Source organism: Corticimicrobacter sp. (assembly GCF_040137905.1).
Taxonomy (GTDB): domain Bacteria; phylum Pseudomonadota; class Gammaproteobacteria; order Burkholderiales; family Burkholderiaceae_B; genus Corticimicrobacter.
Genome location: NZ_JBEFDG010000094.1, coordinates 24,720 through 51,242, shown reverse-complemented (window position 1 = coordinate 51,242; position 26,523 = coordinate 24,720). Strand labels below are relative to the sequence as shown.

Sequence of the window (26,523 nt, the reverse complement as noted above, 5' to 3'; positions counted from 1 at the left end):
TCGGACAGCGACAGTACGAGTACGTCTGACAGCGGTTCGGATAGCGATAGCAGCAGTACGTCTGACAGTGGCTCGGACAGCGACAGTACGAGTACGTCTGACAGCAGCTCGGACAGCGATAGCACGAGCACGTCCGACAGCAGCTCGGACAGCGACAGCAGCAGTACGTCCGACAGTGGCTCGGACAGCGACAGCACGAGCACGTCTGACAGCAGCTCGGATAGCGATAGCAGCAGTACGTCTGACAGTGGCTCGGATAGCGATAGCACCAGCACCTCCGATACCGACTCAGATCATGAGCCTGAATTGGGGGTCAAGCTGGACGTTGCCTTGCAAAGCCGTGATGGCAGTGGCGATATCACTCATGTAAATGGTGGTAGCCAGAATCCTGACGGTTTCGATGTCAAGGATGGCAAGATCTATGCCATCGGTCAGAATGTCCAACTGTGGTACACCGACAGCAAGAGTGGCCGGGAAGGGCAGTCGAACTACAAGGAATATCGCGATCTGTCGCAGCAGGAAATTGAACAGATCATCAAGAACAGCCCGCAAGGCGTGAGCCAGGATAACTTCAAGGCTTACCAGCAAGGCAATGTCCACGGTTCGACGGGCAAGAGTGATGTCTTCATCCTGCAGCCGGAGAGCAGCTATTCCACTAGGCAGGTCGACAACCAGGGTACCCAGCACAACTGGCAGCAGATGAATGCTGTCACTGGCAACGCGGGCGACAGTCATCCCGATGTGGTCTTCATCCCGAGTGCATATGAGGGCAAGATCAAGCCCACGGGCGAAGTACCGCATCCGCAGAACAACCAGGTCAACCATATCGACAGCATTAACCTGACCGGTACCAATGTGAGTGGCAGCAACCAGCTGGCGGGTGTTGTCTATGGCAACGGCAAGACCGAAGGTGGGGTGCCGGCAACGCACGACTACGAGATCCGGCTCGATGCCGAAGTGCTCCATGGCAGCGATGCAGCCACGGTGTCTTCGGTCATCATCCAGGGGCTGCCTGCTGGTGCACAGATCATTGCGCCTGCGGGCGTGACTGCCGAGCATCAGGCTGACGGCAGCTGGATCATTACAGGGCCGCAGCTAGGCAATCTGCAGGCTGTGCTGGAAGTGCGCCTGCCAGCCGGCAGCAGCCCGCTGACACATATCGATGCCAAAGCCTATGCTGCTGACCCTGCTTCCAACCAGCAGGTCGAAAGTGATACGAAGTCTGCCACGTTGCACGCGGGCACGGATGGTGGTCATGATGGTGATAGCGGACAGTCGGGGGGATCGGACCATGCTGGCAGCACGGGACATGACTCCGATGCCGCTGGCAGTGATGCCGGCAATCATGGTGGCAGCGATGCTGGTCAGCCCGGCTCTTCCGAGCCACAACCTCAACCACAGCCAGAACCGACACCTATCACGCCGCCTGAGGATCAGCCCAACCTTGTCCGCAATGGTGATTTCGCTGAATACAGCAATCCCTACTATGCCGGCGATGGCTGGGCGAACTGGAACCGTAGCGGTTCTGGCTTTACCTGGGAGACTGTTGGCAAACCGTATGCAGGCTCTGGCGTCAATGCCTCGCAGGGTGTTTCGTCCATCAGCCAGGATGTGGCAGGTGTGAAGAGTGGCTCCGTGCTTGCGATCAATGTGGGCTGGGTGGATGTCCAGCGTGCTGGCGCAGGGGCGGGGGGCGTGTCGTTGGTCATCAAGCTCGGTGGTGTGGACTACGCTGTGCTGAGCAGTGCCGCCCAGGTTGCCGGATCGCATGATACGGGTCTGTTGACCATCGAGGCTTTGCACGGTGCGGCGGTCAGCAAGAGTGCGCTGGATGCTGTCAAGACGTTGTCCGGTGATTGGTGGGTCGATCCAAGCCTGCCTGGCAATGCCGATGGCTTTACGCAGATCCTGATCCGCCTGCCCGACGACATGCCCGATCATGACAGTACCAGACTGACGCTGGAGTGGAGTGTGAGCGGCAACTACAACCAGGCCGACAGTATTTTCGTGACGGGGCTGCAGTTGGTGGCTCCTGCCGAGATGACGATGGCAGCCGCCGAATCGGGTGATGAGCATGCCTCTCTTGCTGCGTTGTGGGCTCCTGATGAGGATGCCGATACGCATGTCCGGCAGCATGAGCAGGACCCTGCTTCGTTACATGCGCGTACTGTCAACGGTGGTGAGGGCGATGACGTGCTCTTCGGCAGTGTCGACGATGACATTCTGACGGGAGGCGACGGTGATGACACGTTCGTGTGGACGCTGAACGATGTCGGGTCCAATGAGCGCCCTTCGGTGGACGTGATTACCGATTTCGGCAAGTCTGGTACGGATACGCTCGATGTGCGCGGCCTGCTTTCCGAAGGCTTGCAGGATGGGAATGTTGATGACTACCTGAGTGTGCTGGAAGGCGACAAGGGACAGACCGTGATCGAAATCAGCAGCAAGGGCAAGGAGTTTGGCGTCGATCAGCGGATTGAACTGCAGAATGTGGATTATGACGCCAAGATGGCACAGGATATCGCGGCATCTCTGAAGGAGGATGGTACGTTAAAATCTTCTGACTATTGAGATCGTGTTGGATGCAATGACGCCCCAAGAGCCTGAGTATCGTATTCCAAGCGGTCATCGGGCCCGCCAGGTGACCCTGTTGTTCGGGTTCCTGGCGCTGGCCTCTGTACTTTGGCGCCAGCAAGCGCCGCTGGCACACTGGATATTGCCGGCATTGTTTTGCCTGGGTTGGCCATATCTGGCTCGAGAACTTGCCGAGCAGGCCTTGTCCCCCGGGGTCGCTCGGCGGCGCAACATCTTGGTGGACCAGTTCCTGGGTGGCGTCATGATTGCGATCATGCGTTTTGACATGCTGCCCTCGATGCTGGTGGTGTTGTTGGGTGGTCTGAATACCTGGCGTCAGGGCGGTGGCAGTCTGCTGGCCAGGGGTGTGGGCTTGCAGGCGTGTGGGCTGTTGCTGGGGGTTCTGTCCTACGGTTTCATGTGGTCACCGCACAGTAGCCTGTTGACTATCTTCCTGTGTGCGCCGTTGATCATGCTGCATCCCTTGTTGATCGGGCGCTCCCTCGACAAGGTGGTGGCCCGGCTGCGTCGTCAGCGCAAGGAGCATGAACGCAGGCTGCGTCACGATCCAGAGTCCGGCCTGTTTGTGCGGCGCTATTGGGAAAGTCAGGCACAGAATGTGTTTTCGCGTTGTCGCCAGGGGGATATCGCTTCATTGATCTGCCTGGCGTTTGACCCTGTTGCCGGCCGCGATGATGGCGTGGCCTCACAAACCAGAGACGCTTTGTTTCCTTCGCTGGGTGAATGCCTGCAACGTGTGCTGCGGGACGGCGATATCGTCGGACGCCTGGACGACTCGACCATTGGTATCGTGTTGCCAGGTGCCAGCCAGGCTCAGGCGCGCCTTGCCGTGCTGCGGATAAGGCGGGCGGTGCAGGATACGCCGCAATTGCAGGCTTTGGGTGTGACGCTGTGCTTTGGGGTTGCCGGCTATCGGCCCGAGTGGCTGGCGTTGGCCGATTGGGTCAGGCAGGCCAGCCAGGCGTTGTACCGTGCTCGCCAGGTGGGGCGGGACTGCATGGCGGTTGCGGGCGAGGCGGCCGTGGAGTCTGTGGGCAGGGCAGCAGACCTCGAGGCGCTGCATGCCCGTCAGCCGCAATTGATGGAAAAGCTTTTCGAAGGGCTGGAACAATCGGGATGCGGCCTGGGCCTGTTCGATCCCGATGATCGTCTGGTGCTTTCCAATGCATTGTTTCGCGAGTGGTTCAGTGTGCAGGCCGATACCAAGACCTTCGCCGACATGATGCGTTATTGTTTTCATCATGAGTGCGGTCCTGCGCTTGGCAGTACGCAGGATATTGATGCCTGGCTTCAGGTGGTCGATCACATGCGGCGCAGTGAGTTCTGTCGCCATTTCATGGTGGATATGGTGGATGGCGGCTGCCTCAGTGCGCTGGAGACTTCGTTTGGCGATGGTTGGGTGCTGTTGGTCCTGAACCGGGCAGACGTGACCGAGAGCCACGATGCGTAATATCTGTCAGGCCTGGAGTGGCATACCGGGATAAGGCAGTGCCGGGTCCCGTCACGCAGGACCCGGCACTATCCAGGATCGGGCTCAGCAGCAGCCTATGCGTCCTTTGCCACCGTAGCGCGCCTCCTGGCGCTCCCGAAAGAATGCTTCATAGCTCATCGGCTCCTGCTCCGGATGCGTCTTGCGCATGTGCGTCACATAGTTTTCATAGTCAGGCAGGCCAACCATGAGCCGCAACGTGCGACCCAGGTAGCGCCCCGCGCCGCCAGTGGCAGCCAGGGCATTGCCCGCCACGCCGTTGAAAAACAGTCGGCGGGCCATGATCAGTGTCCTGCAGGCGCAAGGGCCTCGTCGGGCAGGCGCTCATAGGGCGTTTCAGCCGTATGTGGCTGGCTGTCGCGGCGGGCGATCAGCACCGAACGGATGCCGAATACCAGGATGCTCAGCACCACGAAGATAAACAGACCGCAGAGCGTGGCATTGACGTAGTCGTTGAATATCACGCGCTGCATCTCGGCCAGCGACTTGGCGGGGGCCAGGATGACATCGTCGGCCACGGACTTGGCGTACACCTCGGCGCGTGACAGGAAGCCGACCTTCGGGTTGGCGTCGAACATCTTCTGCCAGCCTGCCGTGAGCGTGCAGATCAGCAGCCAGATGGTGGGCACGATGGTGACCCAGGCATAGCGGTCCTGCTTCATCTTGAACAGCACGACCGTACCCAGGATCAGCGCCACGGCAGCCAGCATCTGGTTGGCGATACCGAACAGCGGCCACAGGGTGTTGATGCCGCCCAGCGGATCGACCACGCCCTGATACAGGAAATAACCCCAGGCAGCCACGCACAGTGCGGTGGCCAGCAGGTTGGCTGGCAGTGATTCGGTGCGGCGCAGCGAGGGCGCGAAGGTACCCAGCAGATCCTGCAGCATGAAGCGACCGGCACGAGTACCGGCGTCAACGGCCGTCAGGATGAAGAGTGCCTCGAACAGGATCGCGAAGTGGTACCAGAAGGCCATCATGCCATCACCGCCAAACACCTGATGCAGGATGTAGGCCATGCCCACGGCCAGCGTCGGTGCGCCACCGGCACGGGAAATGATGGTGCTCTCGCCCACGTCGTGGGCCATCTGCGTCAACTGGTCGGGCGTGACCATGAATCCCCAGCTCGAGACGACCTGGGCGGCCTGTTCGGGCGTGGTGCCGATCAGTGCGGCGGGGCTGTTCATGGCGTAGTAGATGCCCGGCTCGATAACGCAGGCAGCCACCAGTGCCATCATGGCGACAAAGGACTCCATCAGCATGCCGCCATAGCCGATATAGCGGGCCTGGGTTTCGTTTTCGATCAACTTGGGTGTGGTGCCGGAGGCGATCAGCGCATGGAAGCCCGAAACCGCACCGCAGGCGATGGTGATGAAGAGGAACGGGAACAGGTTGCCGGACCAGACCGGGCCGGTGCCATCGACGAACTTGGTCAGCGCGGGCATTTTCAGCTCGGGCGCAACGTACAGGATGCCGATTGCCAGACCGACGATGGTGCCGATCTTCAGGAAAGTGGACAGGTAGTCACGCGGTGCCAGCAGCAGCCAGACGGGCAGCACGGCGGCGATGAAGCCATAGATGATGAGCGCCCAGGTGAGCTGCTTGCCATCCAGGTCGAACATCGGTCCCCAGGTCGGGTGTGCAGCGACATCCTGGCCGAACACGATGGCAGCCATCAGCAGCACGATGCCGAGGATGGAGATTTCGCCGATGCGGCCTGGCCGGATGTAGCGCAGGTACACGCCCATGAAGATGGCGATGGGAATGGTGGCGACCACGGTGAAGGTGCCCCATGGCGAATGGGTCAGTGCCTTGACCACGATCATCGCCAGCACGGCCAGGATAATCACCATGATCAGGAATGCGCCGAACAGTGCGATCACGCCCGGCACCTGGCCGAGTTCGGCCTTGATCAGGTCGCCCAGCGAGCGGCCATCCCGGCGCGTGGAGATGAACAGGACGATGAAATCCTGTACTGCACCCGCCAGCACCACGCCGGCCAGCAGCCAGAGCATGCCGGGCAGATAGCCCATCTGCGCGGCCAGCACCGGGCCGACCAGCGGGCCTGCCCCGGCAATGGCGGCGAAGTGGTGCCCAAACAGCACGTGCTTGTTGGTCGGCACGTAGTCCAGGCCATCGTTGTGCTTCCATGCCGGGGTCATGCGCGTAGGGTCGAGTTTGAAAACCTTGTTGGCGATGAAACGGCTGTAGTAGCGATAGGCGATCAGATAGACGCAGACGGCGGCGATCACGATCCAGAGCGCGTTGATGGTTTCGCCGCGCCCGAGCGCGACGGTGCCGAGCGCAAAAGCGCCGAGCAGGGCGATGCCCAGCCAGATGATATGGCTGGTCCAGCCCCTGTTTTCCAGGGTATGCATGTGTATCTCCTCGATTCCTCCGCGTGGTGCGGGGACTATCGGCTATTATTTCGGTTGCCCGCCTGGGCTCACAAGCGTGCTACTACGCAATTTCTCTACGTATTAATACACAGGCCATATACCGCTTTGCCATGAGGCTTCGCCTGAAAATCCTGCTGCTGGCAATTCTGCCTGTACTGGTTGCGCTGGCGGCGACGACCTGGAGCATGGCCCGACAGGGCATGGCATTGGCGCGAGAACAGCAGGCCATCGTCGAGCAGGCCTGGCTGGCAAGCAAGGAAAGTGAGCTGCAGCATTATGTCCGGTTGGCCTATAGCGTGATCGAGCCGCTGGCCGAGCGTGATGACGAGCAGGCCAGAATACAGGCGCTGGATCTGTTGGCGCGAATGGATTTCGGCCCGGACGGTTATTTCTTCGTATACGACGAGCAGGGTGTCAACCTGATGCATCCTCGCCAGCCGGAACTGGTCGGGCAGAATTTGTTCGATTTTCAGGATGCCAGTGGCCAGAAGCCCATCCGCCTGCTGCTTGAAGTCGCTCGCGAAGGCGGCCGTAATGGCAAGCCGGTGCGCTACCTTTGGCCTAAACCGTCGGCAGGAGGGCATGTTGCCGAAAAGCTGGGCTTTGTGGCCTCGCTCGAAGCATGGGGCTGGATGTTCGGCACCGGTATCTATCTCGATGATGTCGAGGTGGCCCTGGCGCAGGTCGATGCGGCTGCCCAGGACAGCATCCATGCCATGCAGCGACAGGCCATTGCGATTGCCTGTCTGGCGATCCTGCTGGTGACCGGCTGCGCGCTGGCGCTCAATATCAGTGACCACCGTCATGCCGATGCGCGGTTGCGGCAACTGGCGCGCAAGGTCGTCTATTCCCAGGAAGAAGAGCGGGCACGTCTGTCCAGGGAGCTGCATGACGGACTGAGCCAGATGCTGGTGTCGGTCAAGCTGATGGTCGAGACGGCACAGAATAGTCTGGCACGGCATCAGCAGGTCTGCCAGGCACCCGGACACAGTCTGGATGAGCCGCTGGCACGCGCCCTGGAGCGGTTGCACCAGTCCCTGGCCGAGTTGCGCAGGATGTCCCACAACCTGCGGCCGGCGTTGCTGGATGACCTGGGCTTGCCGGCCGCCTTGCGCCACCTTGCTGCAGAGTGTTCTCCCGAGGGGGAAAACCCTGCCGCGCTCCAGGTAAATGTGTCAGAATCAGGTCAGGCCGTACCGTTACCGGAGGCCTATGCCACGACGCTGTTTCGCGTTGCCCAGGAAGGGCTGACCAACATCGTCCGTCATGCCCGTGCGACTCGGGCGTCGCTGATCCTGCGCTATGCGCCCGATGGCGTCGAACTGGTCATCCAGGACAATGGCACCGGCTTTGGTGGCGGATCGTCCGAGAGCGAGGGAGGAATCGGCTTGCGTAACATGCGGGAACGTGTCGAGATGCTGGGGGGGCGGTTGCGGCTGGATGATGCGCAGGCGCATGGTGCATTGTTGCGTGCATGGTTGCCCCTGCCTGCCCGCAGTCCTGACTTCTCCAGTACGGTGAGTGCATGATCGAAACCGCTGCCGTGCAGTTGTTGCTGGTGGATGATCACGCGCTGGTCCGCGATGGCCTGCGCCTGCGGCTGGGGGCAGAACCCGGGCTGGAGATCATGGGCGAGGCCGAGAGTACCGCCAGTGCACTGTCGTGGTTGCGGGTACGAGAGCACCAGGGATTGCCGCTGCCGGACCTGATCCTGACCGATCTCAGCATGCAGGGCTCCGATGGGTTGGCGCTCATCGGCCAGGTGCATGAACAATGGCCGCAGATCGCCTGTCTGGTGCTGTCCATGCATGACCATGTCGAATACATCACCCAGGCCTTGCGGGCCGGTGCGCGTGGCTATCTGGTCAAGGATGGGCCGGCACACGAGATTGCCGTGGCGGTCACGGCCGTCATGGCGGGGCAGACCTGGTTCAGCGCTCGCATCATGGCCCGTCTGGCCCAGGCCGGGACCAGCGTTGCCTTGCTGACCCAGCGTGAGCGTGACGTGCTGCGCCAGATCGGTGAAGGCCTGTCCAGCAAGCAGATTGCCCAGAAGCTGTACGTGTCGGTGCGGACCATCGAGACGCATCGCTGCAATATCCGGCGCAAGCTGGCACTCGATGGACAGGCTGAACTGGTCAAGTACGCTGTCGAGCACCGGGATCTCTTCGAAGGCGGAGGAAGCGTGCCATGATGCTGCGCCCTGGCCGGGCTCGCGGGTATGTCCTGCTGGCGTGTGCCTGGTTGCTGGTGGTGCTGTCGGGACTGGTCTGGTCGTTCGACTATGACCGGGCACGGGTGTTGCAGCTTGCGCAGTCGCGCTATGGCTCCCCTGCTGTACAGGCCGTCGAGGCGTGGTTCGACCTGATGGAGCGCGGGCCTGCCGCATCGGAGCCAGAAACGCTCAGGGTGGTCAATGATTTCTGGAATACGCGGGTGCAGGGATCGACCGACCAGGCGGTCTGGGGCCAGGAGGATTACTGGGCGACGCCGCTGGAGAGCCTGGGCAAGCGGGCAGGGGATTGCGAGGATTATGTCATCGGCAAATACTTTTCCCTGATCAGGCTGGGCGTGGCTCCCGAGAAACTCCGGTTCGTCTATGTGCGCGCACGTATCGGCGGTATCGGCAGCCAGGAAAGCATTGCGCACATGGTGCTGGGCTATTACCCGACGCCCAATGCCGAACCGCTGGTGCTCGACAATCTGGTGGGCACGATTCTGCCGGCCAGCCAGCGGCGTGACCTCACGCCTGTATTCAGCTTCAATGCGCAGGGTATCTATGCGGGCGGACAGACGACGTCGGTTGACCGGATCAGTCGCTGGCGCGACCTGCTGACGCGGATGCAACAGGAAGGATTCCAGCCGTAAGGCTCGATTGATAATAAAGGCTTACCCATGTCTCTGCTCAGACAATTGCTTCTCAGCGTTACCCTGGCCATGATCTGCATCCTGGCGGGTACCCTGGCTTTCAGCATCGGCTCGGCGCGCGGCTACCTCAACGAACAATTGAGTGCGCAGGGCGAGAATGCTGCCGCCACGCTGGCGCTGGTGCTGTCGCAATCCACGAACCAGGACCCCGTGACCCGTGAGCTGATCATGATGGCCCTGTTCGATACGGCCCAGTTCAGCGACGTGCGATTTTCGGATACCGACGGCAAGGTCATTTTCGAGCGCAGGCTCGGGCAGGAAGGTGCGTCGGCTTCGGCGGCACCTGACTGGTTCAATCGTCTGCTGCCATTGACCACCGGTGCGGCGCAGCGTGGCGTGGCCGATGGCTGGGCCCAGGTCGGCGTGGTCAGCCTGACGCCGCATGATGGCTATGCCCGCGAGGCACTGTGGCGCAGCTCGGTACGCATCCTGGTGCTGGTGCTGGTGGCCGGGGCGACATGGGCACTGTTTGCGGTCTGGATGATTCGCTGGCTCAAGCGGGCACTGGTCAAGGAAGTCATGAACCCGGTGCAGTCGGTCGGCTTGAATGATACGGTTGATGAGCGACAGGCACCGCCTGTCATGGCTGAGCTGGCGTCGGTGTCGCAGGCCATCCATGCCATGCGCGAGCGGGTGCGTACCACGGCACAGGAACAGCATGCCCAGATCGAGCAGTTGCAACTCGAGCTACATACCGATGCCGTGACCGGACTGGCGACACGCCGCTACTTTGTCAATGAATTGCGCCGCCTGCTGCAGGCTGGCGGTGCGGGTGACGAATCGGCATTGCCGGACATCACCGGTCATGCGCTGGTCTTTCGGCTGCGTGACCTGGCTGCCATCAACCAGCAGATGACTCGCGTGCAGACGGATGAATGGCTGCGCTCGGTGGCCCAGGCGCTGGCCGTGCAGGTGCGGGACAATGGCGTGAAAGGGGCGGTACTGGCTCGGCTGAATGGTTCAGATCTGGCGCTGCTGCTGCCAGGTGTTTCGGCCCTGGAGGCCAATCGCCAGGCTCAGCGTCTGTTGCAGGTGCTGACCCGCCTGCGTGTGACCCTCGATAGTGGCAGGCAGTGCCGCTGGTCGCTGGCGCTGACCGACTATGTTCAGGGCGAGGATGTGGCGGCCGTCATGGGGCGTCTCGACCAGGCGCTGATGCGGGCAGAAAATGCCGGCCATGGCGAGATCGAATACCTCTCCGGGCAGGACCAGGGGGGCGGCTCCACCGGGGAAGGGCACTGGCGTCAATTGCTGGAGACCGCGCTGTCACGCAACCAGTTGCTGCTGTCATTGCAGCGCTGGCATGACGAGTCTGCTGGCGGGACCCCGGTCGATGCCGTGCGCTACGAAGCGACGTTGGGTCTGCGGACCCAGCAGAACGAGGTGTTGTCAGCCTATATGTTCATGCCGGCAGCCGTGCGCGTGGGCCTGTCGGCCGAATGTGACCTGCGGGCACTGGAACTGGCGTTGTCGTGGCTGGCGGTTGACGGCCGCGAACTGGTCCTGAAGGTATCGCTGGCATCGCTGGCCCAGACGGATTTCCGTGATCGGGTCATGGCGCTGCTGACACGCCATGCGCAACCGGCGCGGCGTCTGTTCATCGAACTGGATGCCTTTGCCCTGTCCGTCCAGGGGCAGCGCGATTATGGCGTGGATGTCCAGCAGTTCTGCGCAGGGCTCGCCCAGGCCGGCGTGAGGTTCGGCCTGCGCCGCCTGACGCAGCAGCTCGATGCCCTGCGCTATCTCGACAGCCTGGCGCTGGCCTATGTCAAGCTGGGTAGCGACTTCGTCGATGATCTGCCGCACCACGTCGGAGCACAGGCCATTCTGGGGGCCATCATGCAAACCATGTCAGCGATGCAGGCCCAGGCCGTGGCGGATGGCTCGGTCACGGCCGAGGCAGCGGAGCGGTTGCGCGAGGCAGGCGTACGCATCGTCGTGCTGCAATCCGAGGCTGAAACCGTGAGTGCCTTGCCGGGCTAGCGCAATCCTGCGAGGGCATGGCGCAAACCAGCCGGGCAATCGATGTGCGGTGCCTAGCCGGCAGGATTCATTCAGTATGCATTTCTGGCGTGACGGAATGGTGGGGCAGGTTATTATTGCCACCGTTGCCAGGCAGGGAAAGAAAACTGGCAGGCATATTGATGGTCGTAATGTTCTTGCCGCTGAGCCTGTTGCACAGTTCGACGACCAGTTGGCGCACCCACTCCCGGTTTTCCTCGTCGAGGCTCTGCAATGAACGGGCGATATCTGCGATCTGATCGCTCTGTCGAGGGGAACAGGTGCCGAGCAGGTCAACCAGTGGCACATTGAGCAGGTCTGCCAGGCGCAGCAGGCGTGGCAGTGGCGGCAGGGTTGCGCCGCGCTCGAAGCGGGAAATGGTTTCCTGCTCAACCGAAAGATGCTCGGCCAGTTGCTCCTGCGTGAGTCCTTTTGCCCTGCGATGATTGGCCAAAGTTAATCCGAGCTTGTTTGCGAAAGTTTTGATAGGCATGCTTTTCATACTCATGTGCTACAGATTTGGTCGTGTCACCACGACAGATAATGTGCTGGTTTGAGAATTTATGTAACGACATGGTTTGAGGTGTTTCCACAGAAGAAACGGACTGCCAAGGCTGCCACCTCTATGGAAAAATTCGGTCATGCCTGTCTGCGGGGCTCAGAATTAGAGCCGATCCAAGGTTTTCGTAACCTTTCGGGCAGGTGTATGGATGTCTGAAAGAGACAGGTCCGTCGCGCTTGGACATCCTGTCTGTTGCTTTCTTTATGATGGTTGTGCTAGGATTAGAGACTTGCCATTTTTGGCAGGTGCTTTTGTATTTGCAGTATTCAAATCATCAAGGCTGCCTTTGGGTTTGCCTTGTAATTCGCCCCAACCAATCGTAGTTGGGATTAAAGGGTACAACCCAGGGTCCAACCCCGGAGAAAATAATGTCGAAACCGACGTCCACGCCTGCCGCTCATCGGCTGGGGCTGCTGGGGCGCAAGGTTGGCATGACCCGCATCTTTACCGAACAGGGTGAATCTGTTCCGGTGACGGTGCTGGACGTGTCCAACAATCGCGTCGCTCAGGTCAAAACGCCCGAAGTCGATGGCTACGCCGCCGTGCAGGTTGCATACGGTACGCGTCGCGCCACTCGCGTGACCAAGCCGCAGGCCGGCCATTACGCCAAAGCTGGCGTAGAAGCTGGCTCCATCCTCAAAGAATTCCGCCTCGATTCCGCCACGGCAGCCGAACTGGCTCCCGGTGCCGTCCTGGCCGTTGAAAGTGTGTTTGCCGAAGGCCAGAAGGTCGACGTCACGGGCACCACCATCGGTAAGGGCTTCGCTGGCGTGATCAAGCGTCACAACTTCAAGTCGCAACGTGCTTCGCACGGTAACTCGCGCTCCCACCGTGCTCCCGGTTCGACCGGTATGGCACAGGATCCGGGTCGTGTGTTCCCCGGCAAGCGCATGGCAGGTCACATGGGTGACGTGACGCGCACGGCACAAAACCTGGACGTGGTCCGGGTTGATGCTGCGCGTGGTCTGCTGCTGGTCAAGGGTGCGGTCCCCGGTCATGTGGGTTCCGACATCGTTGTCCGCCCGGCAATCAAACACGTTGGCAAGGGGGCTTAAGCCATGGATATCAAGCTCCTGAACGATCAGGGTAATGCAGGCACCATCAGCGTGCCCGACACGATCTTCGGTCGCGACTTCAACGAAGCACTGGTTCACCAGATCGTCGTGGCCTACCAGGCCAACGCACGCAGCGGTGATCGTGCCCAGCTGAGCCGCTCCGTGGTCAAGCACAGCACCAAGAAGCCCTGGCGCCAAAAGGGTACGGGCCGTGCCCGTGCCGGTATGACGTCCTCGCCGCTGTGGCGTGGGGGTGGTCGTGCATTCCCGAACTCGCCCGACGAGAACTTCAGCCAGAAGGTCAACAAGAAGATGTTCCGCGCCGGCATCCGCTCGATTCTGTCGCAGCTGGCCCGCGAAGACCGTATCTCGGTCGTCGAAACCTTCTCGATCGATGCGCCCAAGACCAAGCTGGCCCAGGACAAGCTCAAGAGACTTGGCCTGCAGCCCGGTCCCCGCGAAGGCGTGCTGATCATCACCGATACGGTTGATGAAAACGTCTACCTGGCGACGCGCAACCTGGCCCACGTGGCCGTGATCGAGCCTCGCTATGCCGATCCTCTGTCGCTGGTTCACTATGCCAAGGTGCTGATCACCAAGGCTGCCATCGCTCAACTTGAGGAGATCCTGGGATGAGCAACGATCGTCTGTGGCAAGTCATTCTGGCCCCGATCGTGACCGAAAAGGCCACGTTCATTGCCGAAAAATATCAGCAGGTCGCGTTCCGTGTCGTTTCGGACGCTGCCAAGCCTGAAATCAAGGCTGCCGTCGAACTGCTCTTCAAGGTGCAGGTCGAGTCCGTGCAGGTTCTGAATCGCAAGGGCAAAGTCAAGCGCTTTGGCCGTTTCGTGGGTCGCCGTCGCAATGAGCGCAAGGCCTACGTCACGCTCAAGGAAGGCCAGGAAATCGACTTTGCGGAGGTGAACTAAATGGCTCTGGTTAAAGTCAAGCCTACCTCGGCAGGTCGCCGTGGCATGGTCAAGGTAGTGACCCCGGACCTCTACAAAGGACGCCCGGTCGATGCCCTGATCGAAAAGCAGAAGCGTGGTTCCGGCCGTAACAACAACGGTCACATCACGATTCGCCATCGTGGGGGCGGTCACCGCCAGCACTATCGCCTGGTCGACTTCCGTCGCAACAAGGATGGTATTCCGGCACGTGTCGAACGTCTCGAATACGATCCCAACCGTACGGCTCACCTGGCTCTGCTGGTGTACGCCGACGGCGAGCGTCGCTACATCATCGCTCCGCGTGGCCTCGAAGTGGGTGCCACCCTGGTGTCCGGCAGCGAAGCGCCGATCCGTGCAGGCAACACCCTGCCGATCCGCAACATTCCGGTCGGTAGCACGATTCACTGCATCGAGATGCAACCCGGCAAGGGTGCGCAGCTGGCCCGTTCGGCTGGTGCCTCGGCAGTGCTGATGGCCCGTGAAGGTACCTACGCCCAGGTTCGCCTGCGCTCCGGTGAAGTCCGCCGCGTGCACATCGAATGCCGTGCCACCATTGGTGAAGTCGGCAATGAAGAGCATAGCCTGCGCAAGATCGGCAAGGCCGGTGCTGTGCGCTGGCGCGGTATCCGCCCGACGGTGCGTGGTGTGGCCATGAACCCGGTCGATCACCCGCACGGTGGTGGTGAAGGTCGTACTGGCGAAGCTCGCGAGCCGGTCAGCCCATGGGGTACTCCGGCGAAGGGCTTCAAGACCCGTCGCAACAAGCGGACCGACAACATGATCGTCCAATCACGGCGCAAGCGTAAGTAAGAGGCCAAGACTATGTCACGTTCTATTAAGAAAGGCCCGTTCGTCGATGCCCACCTGGTCAAGAAGGTGGACACGGCTGTCGCGGGTAAAGACAAGAGGCCGATCAAAACCTGGTCGCGCCGCTCCACCATCCTGCCCGAATTCATCGGGCTGACCATCGCTGTGCATAATGGCCGCCAGCATGTTCCCGTTTACATCAACGAGAACATGGTCGGTCACAAGCTCGGTGAGTTCGCACTGACCCGTACGTTCAAGGGTCACGCGGCGGACAAGAAGGCCAAGAGGTAAGCCATGGAAACCACAGCCATTATCCGTGGTGTGCATATTTCGGCCCAGAAGGCCCGTCTGGTTGCGGATCTGATCCGTGGCAAGTCGGTCGAACAGGCTCTGAATATCCTCACCTTCACGCCCAAGAAAGCCGCAGGCATCCTGAAGAAGGCCGTCGAATCGGCCATCGCCAATGCCGAGCACAACGACGGCGCCGACATCGACGAACTGCGTGTGACCACCATCTATGTGGACAAGGCAGAATCGATGAAGCGTTTCTCCGCTCGCGCCAAAGGCCGCGGCAACCGTATCGAAAAGCAGACTTGCCACATTGTGGTCAAAGTCGGCGCTTAAGGAGCCACGATGGGACAGAAAATTCACCCGATTGGGTTCCGTCTTGCGGTGACCCGCAACTGGGGTTCGCGCTGGTTCGCAGATGACAAGACGTTCAGCGAAACGCTGGCCGCCGACATCCGCGTCCGTGAGTACCTCAAGAAGAAACTGAAGAACGCTTCGGTCAGCCGCGTCGTCATCGAGCGTCCTGCCAAGAATGCCCGCATCACCATTTTCTCGGCACGTCCGGGCGTGGTGATCGGCAAGCGCGGCGAAGACATCGAAACCCTCAAGGCCGATCTGCAGACTCTGATGGGCGTGCCCGTGCACGTCAACATCGAAGAAGTCCGCAAGCCTGAGACCGATGCTCAGCTGGTAGCCGATTCGATCTCGCAACAGCTCGAAAAGCGGATCATGTTCCGCCGTGCCATGAAGCGCGCCATGCAAAATGCAATGCGCATGGGTGCCCAGGGCATCAAGATCATGAGCTCGGGCCGTCTCAACGGCATCGAAATTGCACGTACCGAATGGTATCGCGAAGGCCGTGTGCCCCTGCACACCCTGCGCGCCAATATCGATTACGCGACGTCCGAGGCGCATACGACCTACGGGATCATCGGTATCAAGGTCTGGATCTACAAGGGCGAGATCCTGGCCAACGGCCAACTGCCGCCCGAAGCCGCACCGCGTGAAGAAGAGCGCCGTCCGCGCCGCGCGCCCCGTGGCGATCGTCGTGATCGTCCCGCAGGCGAGCGTACCGGCCGCGGCGGTCGTGGTGCACCGCGCAAGAGCGAGGCTGCTGCCGCGCCTGCTGAAGGAGAATAAGCATGCTGCAACCAGCACGCAGAAAGTATCGTAAAGAGCAGAAGGGCCGTAACACCGGCGTCGCCACCCGTGGCGCGCATGTGTCGTTCGGCGAGTTCGGTTTGAAGGCCATCGGTCGTGGCCGCCTGACCGCTCGTCAGATCGAAGCAGCCCGTCGTGCCATCAACCGCCGCATCAAGCGCGGTGGCCGCATCTGGATCCGTGTATTCCCGGACAAACCCATCTCGCAAAAGCCTGCCGAAGTCCGTATGGGTAACGGTAAGGGCAATCCCGAGTTCTGGGTTGCTGAAATCCAGCCGGGCAAGGTGCTGTACGAGATGGAAGGCGTGAGCGAAGAACTCGCCCGCGAAGCCTTCCGTCTGGCTGCAGCCAAGCTGCCTATCGCCACCACGTTCGTTACCCGCCAGGTTGGCGTGTAATTGCGGACCAGAGGAATATTGACATGAAAGCACAAGACCTCCGTTCCAAAGACGTGGCCGAACTGAACAAGGAGCTCGAAGAGCTGCTGAAGGCCCAGTTCAGCCTGCGTATGCAACGTGCTACCCAACAGCTGACCAATACCAGCCAGATTCGGCAGGTTCGCCGCGACATCGCGCGCGTCCGTACCGCGCTGACCCAGAAGGCAGGGAGCTAAACATGAGTCAAACTCAAACCACTCCGGTTGCCGAGCAGCCCGCCAAGCGCCAGCGTACGCTGGTTGGTCAGGTTGTCAGCAACAAGATGGACAAGACGGTCGTCGTTCGCGTCGAGCGTCGCGTCAAACACCCGCTGCTGGGCAAGATCGTGGTGCGCTCGAACAAGTACAAGGCGCATGACGAAACCAACCAGTACAACGAAGGTGATACGGTCGAGATTGCCGAAGGCCGTCCGATCTCGCGTTCCAAGTCCTGGACGGTGACCCGTCTGGTCGAGGCCGCACGCATCATCTGATCGTGACTGCCAGGATGCCTTTCCCTGAAAGGCATCCTGTCTGGTGATCATCCCAAGGCACTTGCTTCCGGCAAGTGCCTTTTTTGCGTGAACTGCCTGAGCGCATCGCCAGGCAGGGACTTGCTGAAATACCAGCCTTGTATTCCCATGTCATGGGTGCTGGCCATATGCAGGGCCTGCATTTGCTCTGCCGTTTCCACGCCTTCCACGACCACTTGCAATTGCAATCCATGGCAGAGATTCAGGATGCCGGATAGTACCTGCATGCCTTTGTCGGTATCGCTGGACAGGATGAAGCTGCGATCGAGCTTGACGACGTCGATATCGTAGCGATAGAGATGGCTCAGGGCTGCATAGCCGGTTCCGAAATCATCAATGTAGATCCGGGCACCAATATCGTGCAGGCGTCGGAAGGCATGGTGCAGGGCATGTTCATCGCCAATCAGCGTTTCTTCCGTCAGCTCGACCGATATCATGCCCTCGGCGCGCGCCAGAATGCTGGCCAGGTGTTCCAGCGCCGTTGGATCGAGAAGGGTGGCACCGGAGACGTTGATGCTGATGGGCAGCGTAAATCCTTCGCTGCGCCATTGACGGTATTGCTGCAAGGCCTGTCTGGCGACCCACAGATCGACTTCGGTCATCTGGCTGGCTTCATGCAGGGATTGCAGGAAACGGGCCGGCGACAGGATGCTGCCATCTGGTGTGCGGATACGCAGCAATGCCTCGCAACCGCTGCACTGGCGGTTGTGCAGGGAAACCTGTGGCTGGAATTCCAGATAGAACTCGGCGTGGCTGAGTGCCCGCATATCGCGCATTGCGGCGTCTTTGTTCTGCTGGTGCAGAACGGCCTGGCTGACCGGTTCGCGGGTCAGGAGCTGAGATGCCTCCTGCAGGCGTGTAAACGTGATGTCCATGGATTTGATATGGACAGACTGCCCCAGATGCTGGCGTTGCTCCATGCGTCGGATGAACGGTGCATAGCAGGCTGCACTCAGGGCAACCAGGAAGCACTGGAATGCAGCACCTGACCAGTTGCTGCCACTCAGGGCATAGGCATTGAACAGTATGGGTGTGCTGAAAGGCAGTTGCATGGGCATCAGCGTCAGCCAGCCCAGCTCCAGCACGCCCAGCGTGCAGACCATGGCTGTCATCGGAGCCAGGATAAAAGGAGCCAGCAGCCAGGGATTGAGGATGAGCGGAATCCCGAAGAGCAGGATTTCATTGATGTTGATGAAGGCTGTGGGCAGGCTGAGCAGCGCCAGCAGGCGCAGTGCCTTCTGTGACGAACAGAGCAATATGGCCAGGATCAGGCCAAGGGTTGCACCACTGCCACCGGTATAGACGAAAGTGAACAGCATGGCGCGGTTGAGGGCGTAGTGGTGATGGCCCTCGTGCAGTGCCGGCAAGTGATCCAGCATATCCAGGATGGGTTGCAGCAGGTAGTTTCCGTGGATACCGAAAAACCAGGCGATCGAGTTCACAAGTACCAGAACGGGGCCAAGCACAATGGCAGGCATGCGGGCCAGCCAGTCCTGCAGACCTGCGGGATCAAGCATGCTCAATGGAATCAATGTCGTCGAAACCAGCAGCAGCAGAATCACCCCGGTCACCGCGCCCGGCAGAATCAGATTGAGCGTTTCGCGCACGGCACTGCTGGCGATGCCACGTGGTGCCAGCCGGAGCCATCGGAGGCCATGCAGTCGGGCGATGATGGGTACGCAGAACAAGGGCGTGAGGATCGCCACCAGGAATGATAGTGTCTGGGCCAGACGAGGTGTGGCCGCCAGCAGACTATCGATCGGCAACAGGTAGGACAGGCAGAGAAACGCAGTTGGCAGCGGTGGCAGGCGATGCAGCGTGGCCAGGATATAGCCGATTGAAATGCTTGCGATCCAGGGCAGGATATCGCGCAGCATCCAGTAAATGGACGAAAGGGTATTGCTCCATTGCGCAGGCATGTCTGACATGCGACTGATTTGCGACAGGAGCAGAAAGAGCGTCGAGATCAGCAAAAATGGCAGCGTCCACAGCAAGCCCTCGCGTATCGCGACCATGGGCCGTGCGGTAGCCACTTTGGGCAGCCATGCCCTTGGTGCGTGAAATAATGCTAGAACAGACATGCCTGATCCTGACAATCGGTTTCGGTGAAATATATCCGATTGTTATCAGCGCCGCGATGGGTTGCCGTGATTGCACATGCACCGGTTTTGCGTCTGCTCAATCCGACGCAAAATACCGATGCATTTTGTTTCAGAGTGGCTTGAATGTCAGCAGGGCCTGGCCTGCTGACACAGCCTGTCCAGCCTCGGCCAGCAGGCTCTCCACGACGCAGGCGGCATCGACGGTCAGACTGTGTTCCATTTTCATGGCTTCAATGGTGGCGACGCTATCGCCGGCTTGCAGTGTCTGTCCGCAACTGACCGATATTTTCAGAAGCGTACCGGCCATCGGGGCTGTCACAGCCAGATCGCCTTGCAGTGCAGCGTCAGTCGGCTGAGCCAGCAGCAGCGCATGGGCTGCCGGGCGCAGAACCAGGAAGCGGCGTACGCTGCCATGCTGCCACAGCGTGCAGACAGGGCCATTGGCACCGTCTTTTTCGTCTTCGACCTGTACGACGAATGCACGGTCACCCAGGCGACCCTTCAGTCTGCGGCCTTGCGCTTCGACTGTCACGGCCAGTGTCATGGCAGGCGTCGAGTCGATGGCAATCTGCCAATTGTCGGCAGCGGTGTCGTGCTGTACGGCGATATGGCGCACGTGTCCAGGTTGTTCTGGAGCGCAGAGGCAATAGTGCATGGCAGTCTGGCCGACAGCGCCTGGGTCGGTGGCCAGTGAGCGTTCCCGCTGGCATTCACGCCAGGCTGCCAGGCTGGCCAGCAATGTTTCGTCAGCGGCGATGGCTCCGCCCGCAGGCAAGGCGTCGGGATAGTGGCGTGCCATGAATCCGGTGTCGAACTGGCCCGAGACAAAATCGTGGTGCTGCAGCAAAGTGGACTGCAGCGGGATATTGGCCTGCACGCCACGGATGACAAACTCATCCAGAGCTTGCAGCATGCCTGCAATGGCGCGGTCCCGGTCTGGGGCGTGGACGATCAGCTTGGCGATCATCGGATCGTAGTGAACCGAGATTTCCGCTCCGGGCTCGATGCCGGTATCCACGCGCACCCCATTGGCCTGTTCGGGCGGTACGTAATGTGTGATGCGGCCATTCGAGGGCAGGTTGTTCCGAAAAGGATCTTCGGCATTGATGCGGCATTCGATGGCCCAGCCGTCCATGCGTATATCTGCCTGGCTAAACGGCAATGCCTCGCCGGCGGCGGTCCGGATCATCCATTCCACAAGGTCCAGGCCGGTAATGGCTTCCGTCACTGGGTGTTCGACCTGGAGCCGGGTGTTCATTTCCAAAAAATAGAACGATTGGTCGCTGCCCACCACGAACTCCACCGTGCCGGCAGTACGATAGCCGACGGCTTGCGCCAGGGCGGCTGCCTGTTCGCCCATGGCGTGTCGGGTCTCGGATGATAGAAAACTGCTGGGCGCTTCTTCGATCAGTTTCTGGTGGCGACGCTGCAGCGAACACTCGCGCTCCCACAGGTAGAGGGCCTGGCCGTGTTCGTCTGCCAGGATCTGTATCTCGATATGGCGTGGCTGCTCGATGAATTTTTCGATGAAAATGCGGTCATCGCCAAAGCTGCGCATGGCTTCGCTCTGGCAGGCCAGGAAGCCGGCATGGGCCTGCTGGTCATCGTGGGCAACCCGCAGTCCCTTGCCCCCGCCGCCGGCAGAAGCCTTGATCATCACGGGATAGCCGATGCCACGTGCGATGTCCATGGCCTGTTCCGGGCTTTCCACGAGTCCGTCATGGCCGGGAATGGTACTGACGCCCGCACGCTGTGCCAGTTGTTTGGAGGCAATCTTGTCACCCATGGAGGCAATGGCCTCGGGGCGCGGGCCGATGAAAGCAATACCGGCTTCTTCCAGGCGGCGTGCAAAATCGGCACGTTCCGACAGGAAGCCATAACCCGGATGGACGGCATCGGCACCTGTCTGGCGGCAGGCGGCGATGAGCGCGTCGATATTCAGGTAGGACTCGCGCGAGGGGGGCGGCCCGATGCGGACGGCTTCGTCCGCCATGTGGACATGCAGTGCACGGCGGTCGGCATCGGAATAGACGGCCACCGTAGCAATGCCCATGCGGCGGGCGGTGCGGATCACGCGGCAGGCGATTTCCCCGCGGTTGGCGATCAGGATTTTCTTGAACATATCAGGCCTGCAGCAAGTCGAGGGCGGTTTGTACGGCCAGGGGGCAGTCGGCCGGGGCGGTCAGCAGATGGTATGGACCTGCCGGCTGCGCAGCGGGTCGTGCATCGGCAAACGTACCGCCGGCCTGGATGCCGGCACCCTGCCAGTCGATGCGGATATGGCGGGGCGTGGCCGGTGCCAGTCCCATGGACAGTGCGCCGGCACCCAGCGCCAGGCGCGGTACGATGCTGATGCGGGGCGTCTCCAGCGCCTGCCAGGCATCGAGAACACGCAGCCATGTCGCCAGTAGGTCGGCATCGGTGTCCGGCAAGGCGGGCAGCAGCCCGCCTGTGTCGATCAGGCTGAGTACAGGCAGCCTGCGGATGCGGCACAGTTGAAGGAAGCGTTCTATCCTGCGCAGTTCGGCCAGGCCAAGGTGGCCGGCGTGCCGCTGGGGCCGGTTCGACACGATGCCGAAGGTACGGCCCCGCAGGCGGGCAATGCCGGTGGCCACGGCCAGATCGTCGTCATCGTGCCATGCCAGCAGGCTGCCGGCATCGGTCAGTGTGTCGACCAGTTCGCGGCAGTCGAAGGCACCGCGGGTGTCGGGCAGCAGCGTTGCCAGGGCCTGGGCCGGCTGGGCTGCGCTGGCAGGAACCGGGCTTTGCAGGCTGGAAAGCAGCGGCAGGGCGAGGCGTGCATGTCGCAGCGCTTCGAGTGTGCTGCGGCAGGAGCGTAGTGCCAGGCCGCTCTGGTGGCGCAGCGCAGCGGGCCCCCCCAGGGCGTCGGCATCGAATACCAGGGCGCGTGCCTCTAGCATTGCGTTCGGGCCATGCAGCGCCAGGCTGCCAACCGGTCTGGCAACCAGTGTCAGGTCGGCCAGCGCAGCCAGCGCGGCAAGGGTGCCGGTCTGCTGCGTCAGCACGATGGACAGATAGGGGGCCTGACCGCGTGCAGCCGCAAGCCGCTGCAGCAGCAATGCCTGTCGTTCGAGCAGGTGGCCGTCTTCGTCAGCGGCGGGGCCGCAGGCAAAGATACCCATCAGGGGGCGTGCTGCAGTGCGCGGGGTCGCCAGGAATTCGAGCAGCGTTGCATGATCCGTACTGGTGCAATCGCTGCCATGCAGGACAAAGCAGTCCAGCGGATGGCCCAGCAGCGCGCCACTGGCCAGCGTCAGGCCACCGCAGTGGCGAGGCTCTGGCGGAGTGTCGAACAGGGCCGCGAGCAGCGTCTCGGGGGCGAGGGGCGTATGGATGTGACCCGTAGTCATGCTGCCATTCCTCGCAGGTGGTAGCCACGTTCGCCCAGTGCCTGCTTCAACGCTGCGGCAGTATTGACGGCATCGGGGCCATCGCCGTGTACGCAGATGCTGCCGATGGGCGTCGGGATGTGCTTGCCACCGGTCGAGATCAGGGCTCCGGCCTGCAGCATGGCATCGACGTGCGCCAGCGATGCCTCGGCCCCGTGGATCATGGCATCGGGTCGGCTGCGCGGTACCAGTTGCCCTTCATCGGTATAGGCCCGATCGGCAAAGATTTCCTCGATGACACGCAGGCCGGCTGCACGTCCTGCCAGGCAGAGCTGGGAACATGCCGGAGCCAGCAGAATCAGGTCCTGCGCGTAGGTACGGACGGCCTGGGCGACGACGGTGGCCAGGGCCGCGTCATCGCAGGCCATGTTGCTGAGTGCGCCATGTACCTTGACGTGCGTGACGCGGGTTTCTTCAGTGCGTGCCATGCCATCGAGTGCGGCGATCTGGTAGAGCAGTGCGGCTTCGAGTTCGTCGGGGGCCAGGTGCATGCGGCGTCGGCCGAATCCCTGCAGGTCGGGAAAGGAGGGGTGGGCACCGATCTCGACCCCGGCTGCCTTGGCGGCCCGCAAGGTGCGTCGCATGACGACTGGATCACCGGCATGAAAACCGCAGGCAATATTGGCGGAGTCAATGATCTGGAGCAGGACTTCGTCCATGCCCATGTTCCAGGCACCGAAGCTTTCGCCCAGGTCGGCATTGAGATTGATCGCGTTCTGCATGGCGGATGTCACTTGAATGAGTAGTCGATATGGGCCAGGGCGTCTGTCTGGAGCTCTCCGGCGGATGGCATTTTGCGCAGGCTGGCATGCCAGCCTGCAGCCGCTTCTGCATGGACTTGCAGTGCTGCCAGCGCTTCGGTGGCATCGACATGGCGGAACGCGACCTGGGAGCAGGGGGCCAGTTGTGCCAGCAGGGGCAGGTCTGCCTGGATGACCGTGGCGATCTTGGCATAGCCGCCCGTCGTCTGGGCATCGGCCAGCAGGATGATGGGCTGGCCGTTGGCCGGCACCTGGATGGCACCGGGTGTGATGCCGTCGGTCACGATATCGGCCCCCAGCGCGCCATGCCGGAGCTCGGGGCCTTCCAGGCGCAGGCCCATGCGGTCTGCATCGCGGGAGACGGTATAGGTTTCGGTGCAGAGGCAGGCCCGGGCCTGCTCGGTAAAGTGGTGGCTCTGGGGGCCGGTGATGACGCGCAGTGTCAGCAGTGTATTTCCATGCCGGGTTTCCGAAGGCGGCGTGGCAATCGGCAGTGCCTGCAGGTCGGTGCGCGCATCGGTGGCTGTCAGTGCTGTGCAGGGCAGGCGATGTCCCGCGCGCAATGGTTCGCCCGCCAGGCCGCCCAGACGTGCACGGCCATAGGTGGCACGGCTGCCCAGCACGGGTTCGGACAGAATGCCGCCACTCAGGGCCAGGTAGGCGGGCTGGCTATCGTCCAGCCTTACCTGCAACGTGTCGCCGGTATGCAGCACGATACCGCGCCAGGCGGGTAGCGTGTGCGTCAGACCTGCGGCCGATGTTCGTACCAGGGTGCCGGCACCCGCCAGGGCACAGCGTACCGGCCCTCGCAGGACGGCAAGCCTCGGCCCGCCGCCCAGCAGTTCCAGTGTGGCTGCTTGGGGGGTATTGCCTGCCAGCGCGTTGGCCACAGCCTGTCGACTCGGATCGAGTGCGCCGGACAACGGAATGCCCAGCGCACGGTAGCCGGCCCGGCCCTGGTCCTGAATGCTGGCTGCCCAGGCGGGATCAATGATTTCGAGCAGGCCGTCGGCGGTCGTGTCCGGGACGGCGTCCAGTGTGCCTGCTCTTGTACTTGCACGCTCGGGGCTGGGCTGTCCCCTGGCCGCGAGGGCTGCCGATTGCGTCGTGCCGGGTGTATGACTGGCAGGCTGGAATTCCTGGAGCGACCAGCCGGGGCGGGCGTAGCGGGCTTCCAGCGTCTCGTATTCATCGGCGGCAATGGCACGCCAGCGGACGCGGTCGCCGGGTACGAGCAGCGCGGGTCGTTCCGGACGGTCGAGACTGAACAGGGGGACGGGTGTTTGTCCCAGCAGATGCCAGCCGCCGGGGCTTTCCCAGGGGTAGGCAGCGCACTGTTCGCCGGCGATGGCGATGGAGCGTGCCGGTACGGCCTTGCGGGGCGTTTTCAGGCGTGGCTGGCTGAGCACGGGTGGCAGGCCATCCATATAGGGGAAGCCGGGCAGAAAACCCAGCATCCTGACCGTGAATGTGGTTGCCGTCATGAGCGCGATCACTTCGCGCACATCGAGACCGCAGGCTTGTGCAAGATTGTCCAGGTCAGGCGCATGGCGCGGGTCGAAGCAGACAGGGATCAGCCATTCGCTGCCTTCCGCTTCCAGGCGAGCCCCCTGGCCTGCCAGTGTCTGTAGCCTGGCGACCAGCGCCTGCCGATCGGTTGACAGGGGATCGAACCAGACCGTGACTGAACAGAAGGCCGGTGCCCATTCCGTGATGCTGCCGAGGATGGCGTCGTGCTCACGCTGGCGGGACAGCAATGTGGCAAAGCCCAGCGCCAATGCGCTGTTGTCGGGGGAGGCCTGACGCCCGAACACGACCGTCAGGGCGGCATCGCCCAGCGGTTCGATGGACGGGAGGTCGGATGCGGCAGCAGATATAGTCATACGATCACTTTCTGGCGATCTGTCGGATAAAAGGTGACGGATAAAACGCCACTGATTATTCGTGAACCCTCAGACCTTGTCGAACGCAAATTTCCTTTTCAGGTCGATCAATTATTCTTATCTGCGTGCCGCGCAAGTCCAGACGTTGCTGTACTGCTGCATGCCTGGGCTGCATATAGGGGATTGCCCACCCGTCCTGCACGACGGGGTGGCGTACAGTATCATCCGGGGTTATATGAATATCCGCTTTCTCGAAACTTTCCTGTGGGTTGCCCGTCTGCGCAGCTTCAAGGCCACGGCCGGCAAGCTTAACCTGACGCAGGCAGCGATTTCAGGACGGATCGCTGCACTTGAAGAGGAAGTCGGACAGCAACTGTTCGATCGCGGCATGCGCGACCTGCCGCTGACGCCCGCAGGCCGGGCATTGCTGTTCTATGCCGAGCAGATGCTCGAGCTCGAGAGCAACATGCGGCGCACGCTGCGTGGCCCCGAAGAGTTGCGCGGACTGGCGCGGATAGGGATTGTCGAATCCGTGGTTCATACCTGGTTCGCACCCTTCATCAAGCGCCTGCAGGAAACCCATCCCGGCCTCGAAATCGAGCTGACGACAGAGTCCACCCGACGCCTGCATGACTTGCTGCGCCGGGGAGTGGTGGATGTACTGCTGCAGACGGATCCGCTGATCGAGCGCGATGTCCGTAACCGTGATCTGGGGGCACTGCAGCAGGGCTGGATCTGCAGCACCGAAGCGGATATCCCGGAACGTCTGTCACTGGCCGAACTGGTCGAGCATCCGCTGGTGACCTTTCCACGCCACTCGCAGCCTCACTTGCAATTGCTGGACCTGCTGATGCACCAGGGCGTGCAGGCGTCGAGGATTCACTTCGTGTCGTCCATCTTCGCCTGCGTGCAATTGATACGAACCAATCAGAGCATTGCCACGCTGCCGATCGCCACGGTGCGGGACCAGATTGCTGCAGGCAAGTTGCGAGTGGTGCGATGCGATGTGCAGATGCCGGCGCTCAAGCTGGTAGCTACCTGGCGCCCTGATCCGGTGGCGTCATTGTCAGAGGCGGTCGTGACCCTGGCCATGGATGAAATGCATCGCTATGCCTCGGCCTGGCCCGACGATACGACACCGCCGCTCGATAGTGGTGTGCTGGTCATTTAATCATGTGATTGAC

Annotated in this window: 26 protein-coding genes; 17 read left to right on the top strand and 9 right to left on the bottom strand. The window is 61.5% G+C overall.

The features are described 5' to 3' along the window. Positions 1-269: hypothetical protein (locus ABN482_RS15885; protein ID WP_349504884.1), on the bottom strand; the 269-nt coding region annotated here is incomplete at its 3' end. Between the two features lie 37 nt (positions 270-306). On the opposite strand from ABN482_RS15885, the gene ABN482_RS15880 reads away from it, so the two are divergent. Together ABN482_RS15880 and ABN482_RS15875 are read left to right on the top strand one after the other, a co-directional pair. Further along, positions 307-2,571, top strand: a complete 2,265-nt coding sequence (locus tag ABN482_RS15880; protein ID WP_349504883.1) for a type I secretion C-terminal target domain-containing protein — start codon at positions 307-309, stop codon at positions 2,569-2,571. 16 nt (positions 2,572-2,587) lie between these two features. Next, positions 2,588-4,045: an MASE2 domain-containing protein gene (locus tag ABN482_RS15875; protein WP_349504882.1), complete on the top strand. Its 1,458-nt coding sequence runs from the start codon at positions 2,588-2,590 to the stop codon at positions 4,043-4,045. Between the two features lie 84 nt (positions 4,046-4,129). Here the strand turns inward: ABN482_RS15875 and ABN482_RS15870 are convergent, their stop codons facing one another. Both ABN482_RS15870 and ABN482_RS15865 read right to left on the bottom strand, forming a co-directional pair. Next, a complete protein-coding gene (locus ABN482_RS15870; protein ID WP_349504881.1) occupies positions 4,130-4,366 on the bottom strand; it encodes a YbdD/YjiX family protein in 237 nt (78 codons plus the stop codon). Between the two features lie 2 nt (positions 4,367-4,368). Continuing rightward, entirely contained in the window at positions 4,369-6,462 is a 2,094-nt protein-coding gene (locus tag ABN482_RS15865) for a carbon starvation CstA family protein (protein WP_349504880.1), read from the bottom strand. A gap of 131 nt (positions 6,463-6,593) precedes the next feature. Here ABN482_RS15865 and ABN482_RS15860 point away from each other — a divergent pair, with 131 nt between their 5' ends. The 4 genes from ABN482_RS15860 to ABN482_RS15845 are packed head-to-tail and all read left to right on the top strand — an operon-like array spanning position 6,594 to position 11,394. Next, complete coding sequence (locus tag ABN482_RS15860; protein WP_349504879.1) at positions 6,594-8,012, top strand: cache domain-containing protein; 1,419 nt, start codon at positions 6,594-6,596, stop codon at positions 8,010-8,012. After that, the gene (locus ABN482_RS15855; protein ID WP_349504878.1) at positions 8,009-8,677 is read left to right on the top strand and encodes a response regulator; all 669 of its coding nucleotides are present in this window, start codon (positions 8,009-8,011) and stop codon (positions 8,675-8,677) included. The genes ABN482_RS15860 and ABN482_RS15855 overlap by 4 nt, the downstream gene beginning before the upstream one ends. Beyond that, positions 8,674-9,351, top strand: a complete 678-nt coding sequence (locus ABN482_RS15850; RefSeq protein WP_349504877.1) for a transglutaminase-like cysteine peptidase — start codon at positions 8,674-8,676, stop codon at positions 9,349-9,351. The genes ABN482_RS15855 and ABN482_RS15850 overlap by 4 nt, the downstream gene beginning before the upstream one ends. Before the next feature lie 27 nt (positions 9,352-9,378). Further along, positions 9,379-11,394 (top strand): bifunctional diguanylate cyclase/phosphodiesterase, encoded by a 2,016-nt coding sequence (locus tag ABN482_RS15845; protein WP_349504876.1) that lies wholly within the window; start codon positions 9,379-9,381, stop codon positions 11,392-11,394. Between the two features lie 67 nt (positions 11,395-11,461). On the opposite strand, the gene ABN482_RS15840 is transcribed toward ABN482_RS15845, so the two are convergent. Then, on the bottom strand, positions 11,462-11,905 hold the full coding sequence (locus ABN482_RS15840; RefSeq protein WP_349504875.1) for a helix-turn-helix domain-containing protein: 444 nt from the start codon (positions 11,903-11,905) through the stop codon (positions 11,462-11,464). A 437-nt stretch (positions 11,906-12,342) separates the two neighbouring features. Between ABN482_RS15840 and rplC the strand changes: the two genes are divergently transcribed. Genes rplC through rpsQ form a run of 10 tightly spaced genes read left to right on the top strand, consistent with a single transcriptional unit; the run spans position 12,343 to position 17,144 of the window. Further along, entirely contained in the window at positions 12,343-13,029 is a 687-nt protein-coding gene (gene rplC / locus ABN482_RS15835; protein WP_349504874.1) for a 50S ribosomal protein L3, read from the top strand. A 3-nt stretch (positions 13,030-13,032) separates the two neighbouring features. Continuing rightward, the gene (gene rplD, locus ABN482_RS15830) at positions 13,033-13,665 is read left to right on the top strand and encodes a 50S ribosomal protein L4 (RefSeq protein WP_349504873.1); all 633 of its coding nucleotides are present in this window, start codon (positions 13,033-13,035) and stop codon (positions 13,663-13,665) included. Then, complete coding sequence (gene rplW, locus ABN482_RS15825; RefSeq protein WP_349504872.1) at positions 13,662-13,958, top strand: 50S ribosomal protein L23; 297 nt, start codon at positions 13,662-13,664, stop codon at positions 13,956-13,958. The genes rplD and rplW overlap by 4 nt, the downstream gene beginning before the upstream one ends. Further along, positions 13,959-14,789 carry a 50S ribosomal protein L2 gene (rplB, locus tag ABN482_RS15820; protein WP_349504871.1) on the top strand — a complete coding sequence of 277 codons (831 nt, stop codon included), beginning with the start codon at positions 13,959-13,961 and terminating at the stop codon, positions 14,787-14,789. Positions 14,790-14,801: 12 nt separating this feature from the next. Continuing rightward, positions 14,802-15,077: a 30S ribosomal protein S19 gene (rpsS, locus tag ABN482_RS15815; protein ID WP_143859284.1), complete on the top strand. Its 276-nt coding sequence runs from the start codon at positions 14,802-14,804 to the stop codon at positions 15,075-15,077. 3 nt (positions 15,078-15,080) lie between these two features. Continuing rightward, on the top strand, positions 15,081-15,410 hold the full coding sequence (gene rplV / locus ABN482_RS15810) for a 50S ribosomal protein L22 (RefSeq protein ID WP_109062571.1): 330 nt from the start codon (positions 15,081-15,083) through the stop codon (positions 15,408-15,410). A 9-nt stretch (positions 15,411-15,419) separates the two neighbouring features. Then, the gene (gene rpsC / locus ABN482_RS15805; RefSeq protein WP_109062572.1) at positions 15,420-16,214 is read left to right on the top strand and encodes a 30S ribosomal protein S3; all 795 of its coding nucleotides are present in this window, start codon (positions 15,420-15,422) and stop codon (positions 16,212-16,214) included. 2 nt (positions 16,215-16,216) lie between these two features. Beyond that, positions 16,217-16,633 carry a 50S ribosomal protein L16 gene (rplP, locus tag ABN482_RS15800; protein ID WP_349504870.1) on the top strand — a complete coding sequence of 139 codons (417 nt, stop codon included), beginning with the start codon at positions 16,217-16,219 and terminating at the stop codon, positions 16,631-16,633. 23 nt (positions 16,634-16,656) lie between these two features. Further along, the gene (gene rpmC / locus ABN482_RS15795; RefSeq protein ID WP_349504869.1) at positions 16,657-16,848 is read left to right on the top strand and encodes a 50S ribosomal protein L29; all 192 of its coding nucleotides are present in this window, start codon (positions 16,657-16,659) and stop codon (positions 16,846-16,848) included. Positions 16,849-16,850: 2 nt separating this feature from the next. Beyond that, positions 16,851-17,144, top strand: coding sequence for a 30S ribosomal protein S17 (gene rpsQ / locus ABN482_RS15790; protein ID WP_109062575.1), 294 nt, complete (start codon positions 16,851-16,853; stop codon positions 17,142-17,144). A gap of 47 nt (positions 17,145-17,191) precedes the next feature. Here rpsQ and ABN482_RS15785 read toward each other — a convergent pair whose 3' ends face one another. The 5 genes from ABN482_RS15785 to ABN482_RS15765 form a co-directional block, all read right to left on the bottom strand. Next, entirely contained in the window at positions 17,192-19,198 is a 2,007-nt protein-coding gene (locus ABN482_RS15785; RefSeq protein ID WP_349504887.1) for an EAL domain-containing protein, read from the bottom strand. A gap of 196 nt (positions 19,199-19,394) precedes the next feature. Then, on the bottom strand, positions 19,395-21,407 hold the full coding sequence (locus ABN482_RS15780) for an acetyl/propionyl/methylcrotonyl-CoA carboxylase subunit alpha (protein ID WP_349504868.1): 2,013 nt from the start codon (positions 21,405-21,407) through the stop codon (positions 19,395-19,397). 1 nt (position 21,408) lies between these two features. After that, positions 21,409-22,656, bottom strand: coding sequence for a carboxyl transferase domain-containing protein (locus tag ABN482_RS15775; RefSeq protein WP_349504867.1), 1,248 nt, complete (start codon positions 22,654-22,656; stop codon positions 21,409-21,411). Then, positions 22,653-23,417: a 5-oxoprolinase subunit PxpA gene (locus ABN482_RS15770; protein WP_349504866.1), complete on the bottom strand. Its 765-nt coding sequence runs from the start codon at positions 23,415-23,417 to the stop codon at positions 22,653-22,655. Before ABN482_RS15770 ends, ABN482_RS15775 begins: the two co-directional genes overlap by 4 nt. 8 nt (positions 23,418-23,425) lie before the next feature. Beyond that, entirely contained in the window at positions 23,426-25,339 is a 1,914-nt protein-coding gene (locus ABN482_RS15765) for a 5-oxoprolinase subunit B/C family protein (RefSeq protein WP_349504865.1), read from the bottom strand. Positions 25,340-25,574: 235 nt separating this feature from the next. On the opposite strand from ABN482_RS15765, the gene ABN482_RS15760 reads away from it, so the two are divergent. Continuing rightward, a complete protein-coding gene (locus tag ABN482_RS15760; protein ID WP_349504864.1) occupies positions 25,575-26,510 on the top strand; it encodes a LysR family transcriptional regulator in 936 nt (311 codons plus the stop codon). Positions 26,511-26,523: the final 13 nt, after the last annotated feature.

Excerpts from the sequence above, each read along its gene's own strand:
- ABN482_RS15875 (WP_349504882.1), top strand. The coding sequence starts at position 2,588 with ATGACGCCCCAAGAGCCTGAGTATCGTATTCCAAGCGGTCATCGGGCC.
- ABN482_RS15870 (WP_349504881.1), bottom strand. The coding sequence starts at position 4,366 with ATGGCCCGCCGACTGTTTTTCAACGGCGTGGCGGGCAATGCCCTGGCT.
- ABN482_RS15865 (WP_349504880.1), bottom strand. The coding sequence starts at position 6,462 with ATGCATACCCTGGAAAACAGGGGCTGGACCAGCCATATCATCTGGCTG.
- ABN482_RS15860 (WP_349504879.1), top strand. The coding sequence starts at position 6,594 with ATGAGGCTTCGCCTGAAAATCCTGCTGCTGGCAATTCTGCCTGTACTG.
- ABN482_RS15855 (WP_349504878.1), top strand. The coding sequence starts at position 8,009 with ATGATCGAAACCGCTGCCGTGCAGTTGTTGCTGGTGGATGATCACGCG.
- ABN482_RS15850 (WP_349504877.1), top strand. The coding sequence starts at position 8,674 with ATGATGCTGCGCCCTGGCCGGGCTCGCGGGTATGTCCTGCTGGCGTGT.
- ABN482_RS15845 (WP_349504876.1), top strand. The coding sequence starts at position 9,379 with ATGTCTCTGCTCAGACAATTGCTTCTCAGCGTTACCCTGGCCATGATC.
- ABN482_RS15840 (WP_349504875.1), bottom strand. The coding sequence starts at position 11,905 with ATGCCTATCAAAACTTTCGCAAACAAGCTCGGATTAACTTTGGCCAAT.
- rplC (WP_349504874.1), top strand. The coding sequence starts at position 12,343 with ATGTCGAAACCGACGTCCACGCCTGCCGCTCATCGGCTGGGGCTGCTG.
- rplD (WP_349504873.1), top strand. The coding sequence starts at position 13,033 with ATGGATATCAAGCTCCTGAACGATCAGGGTAATGCAGGCACCATCAGC.
- rplW (WP_349504872.1), top strand. The coding sequence starts at position 13,662 with ATGAGCAACGATCGTCTGTGGCAAGTCATTCTGGCCCCGATCGTGACC.
- rplB (WP_349504871.1), top strand. The coding sequence starts at position 13,959 with ATGGCTCTGGTTAAAGTCAAGCCTACCTCGGCAGGTCGCCGTGGCATG.
- rpsS (WP_143859284.1), top strand. The coding sequence starts at position 14,802 with ATGTCACGTTCTATTAAGAAAGGCCCGTTCGTCGATGCCCACCTGGTC.
- rplV (WP_109062571.1), top strand. The coding sequence starts at position 15,081 with ATGGAAACCACAGCCATTATCCGTGGTGTGCATATTTCGGCCCAGAAG.
- rpsC (WP_109062572.1), top strand. The coding sequence starts at position 15,420 with ATGGGACAGAAAATTCACCCGATTGGGTTCCGTCTTGCGGTGACCCGC.
- rplP (WP_349504870.1), top strand. The coding sequence starts at position 16,217 with ATGCTGCAACCAGCACGCAGAAAGTATCGTAAAGAGCAGAAGGGCCGT.
- rpmC (WP_349504869.1), top strand. The coding sequence starts at position 16,657 with ATGAAAGCACAAGACCTCCGTTCCAAAGACGTGGCCGAACTGAACAAG.
- rpsQ (WP_109062575.1), top strand. The coding sequence starts at position 16,851 with ATGAGTCAAACTCAAACCACTCCGGTTGCCGAGCAGCCCGCCAAGCGC.
- ABN482_RS15785 (WP_349504887.1), bottom strand. The coding sequence starts at position 19,198 with ATGGTCGCGATACGCGAGGGCTTGCTGTGGACGCTGCCATTTTTGCTG.
- ABN482_RS15780 (WP_349504868.1), bottom strand. The coding sequence starts at position 21,407 with ATGTTCAAGAAAATCCTGATCGCCAACCGCGGGGAAATCGCCTGCCGC.
- ABN482_RS15775 (WP_349504867.1), bottom strand. The coding sequence starts at position 22,656 with ATGACTACGGGTCACATCCATACGCCCCTCGCCCCCGAGACGCTGCTC.
- ABN482_RS15770 (WP_349504866.1), bottom strand. The coding sequence starts at position 23,417 with ATGCAGAACGCGATCAATCTCAATGCCGACCTGGGCGAAAGCTTCGGT.
- ABN482_RS15765 (WP_349504865.1), bottom strand. The coding sequence starts at position 25,339 with ATGACTATATCTGCTGCCGCATCCGACCTCCCGTCCATCGAACCGCTG.
- ABN482_RS15760 (WP_349504864.1), top strand. The coding sequence starts at position 25,575 with ATGAATATCCGCTTTCTCGAAACTTTCCTGTGGGTTGCCCGTCTGCGC.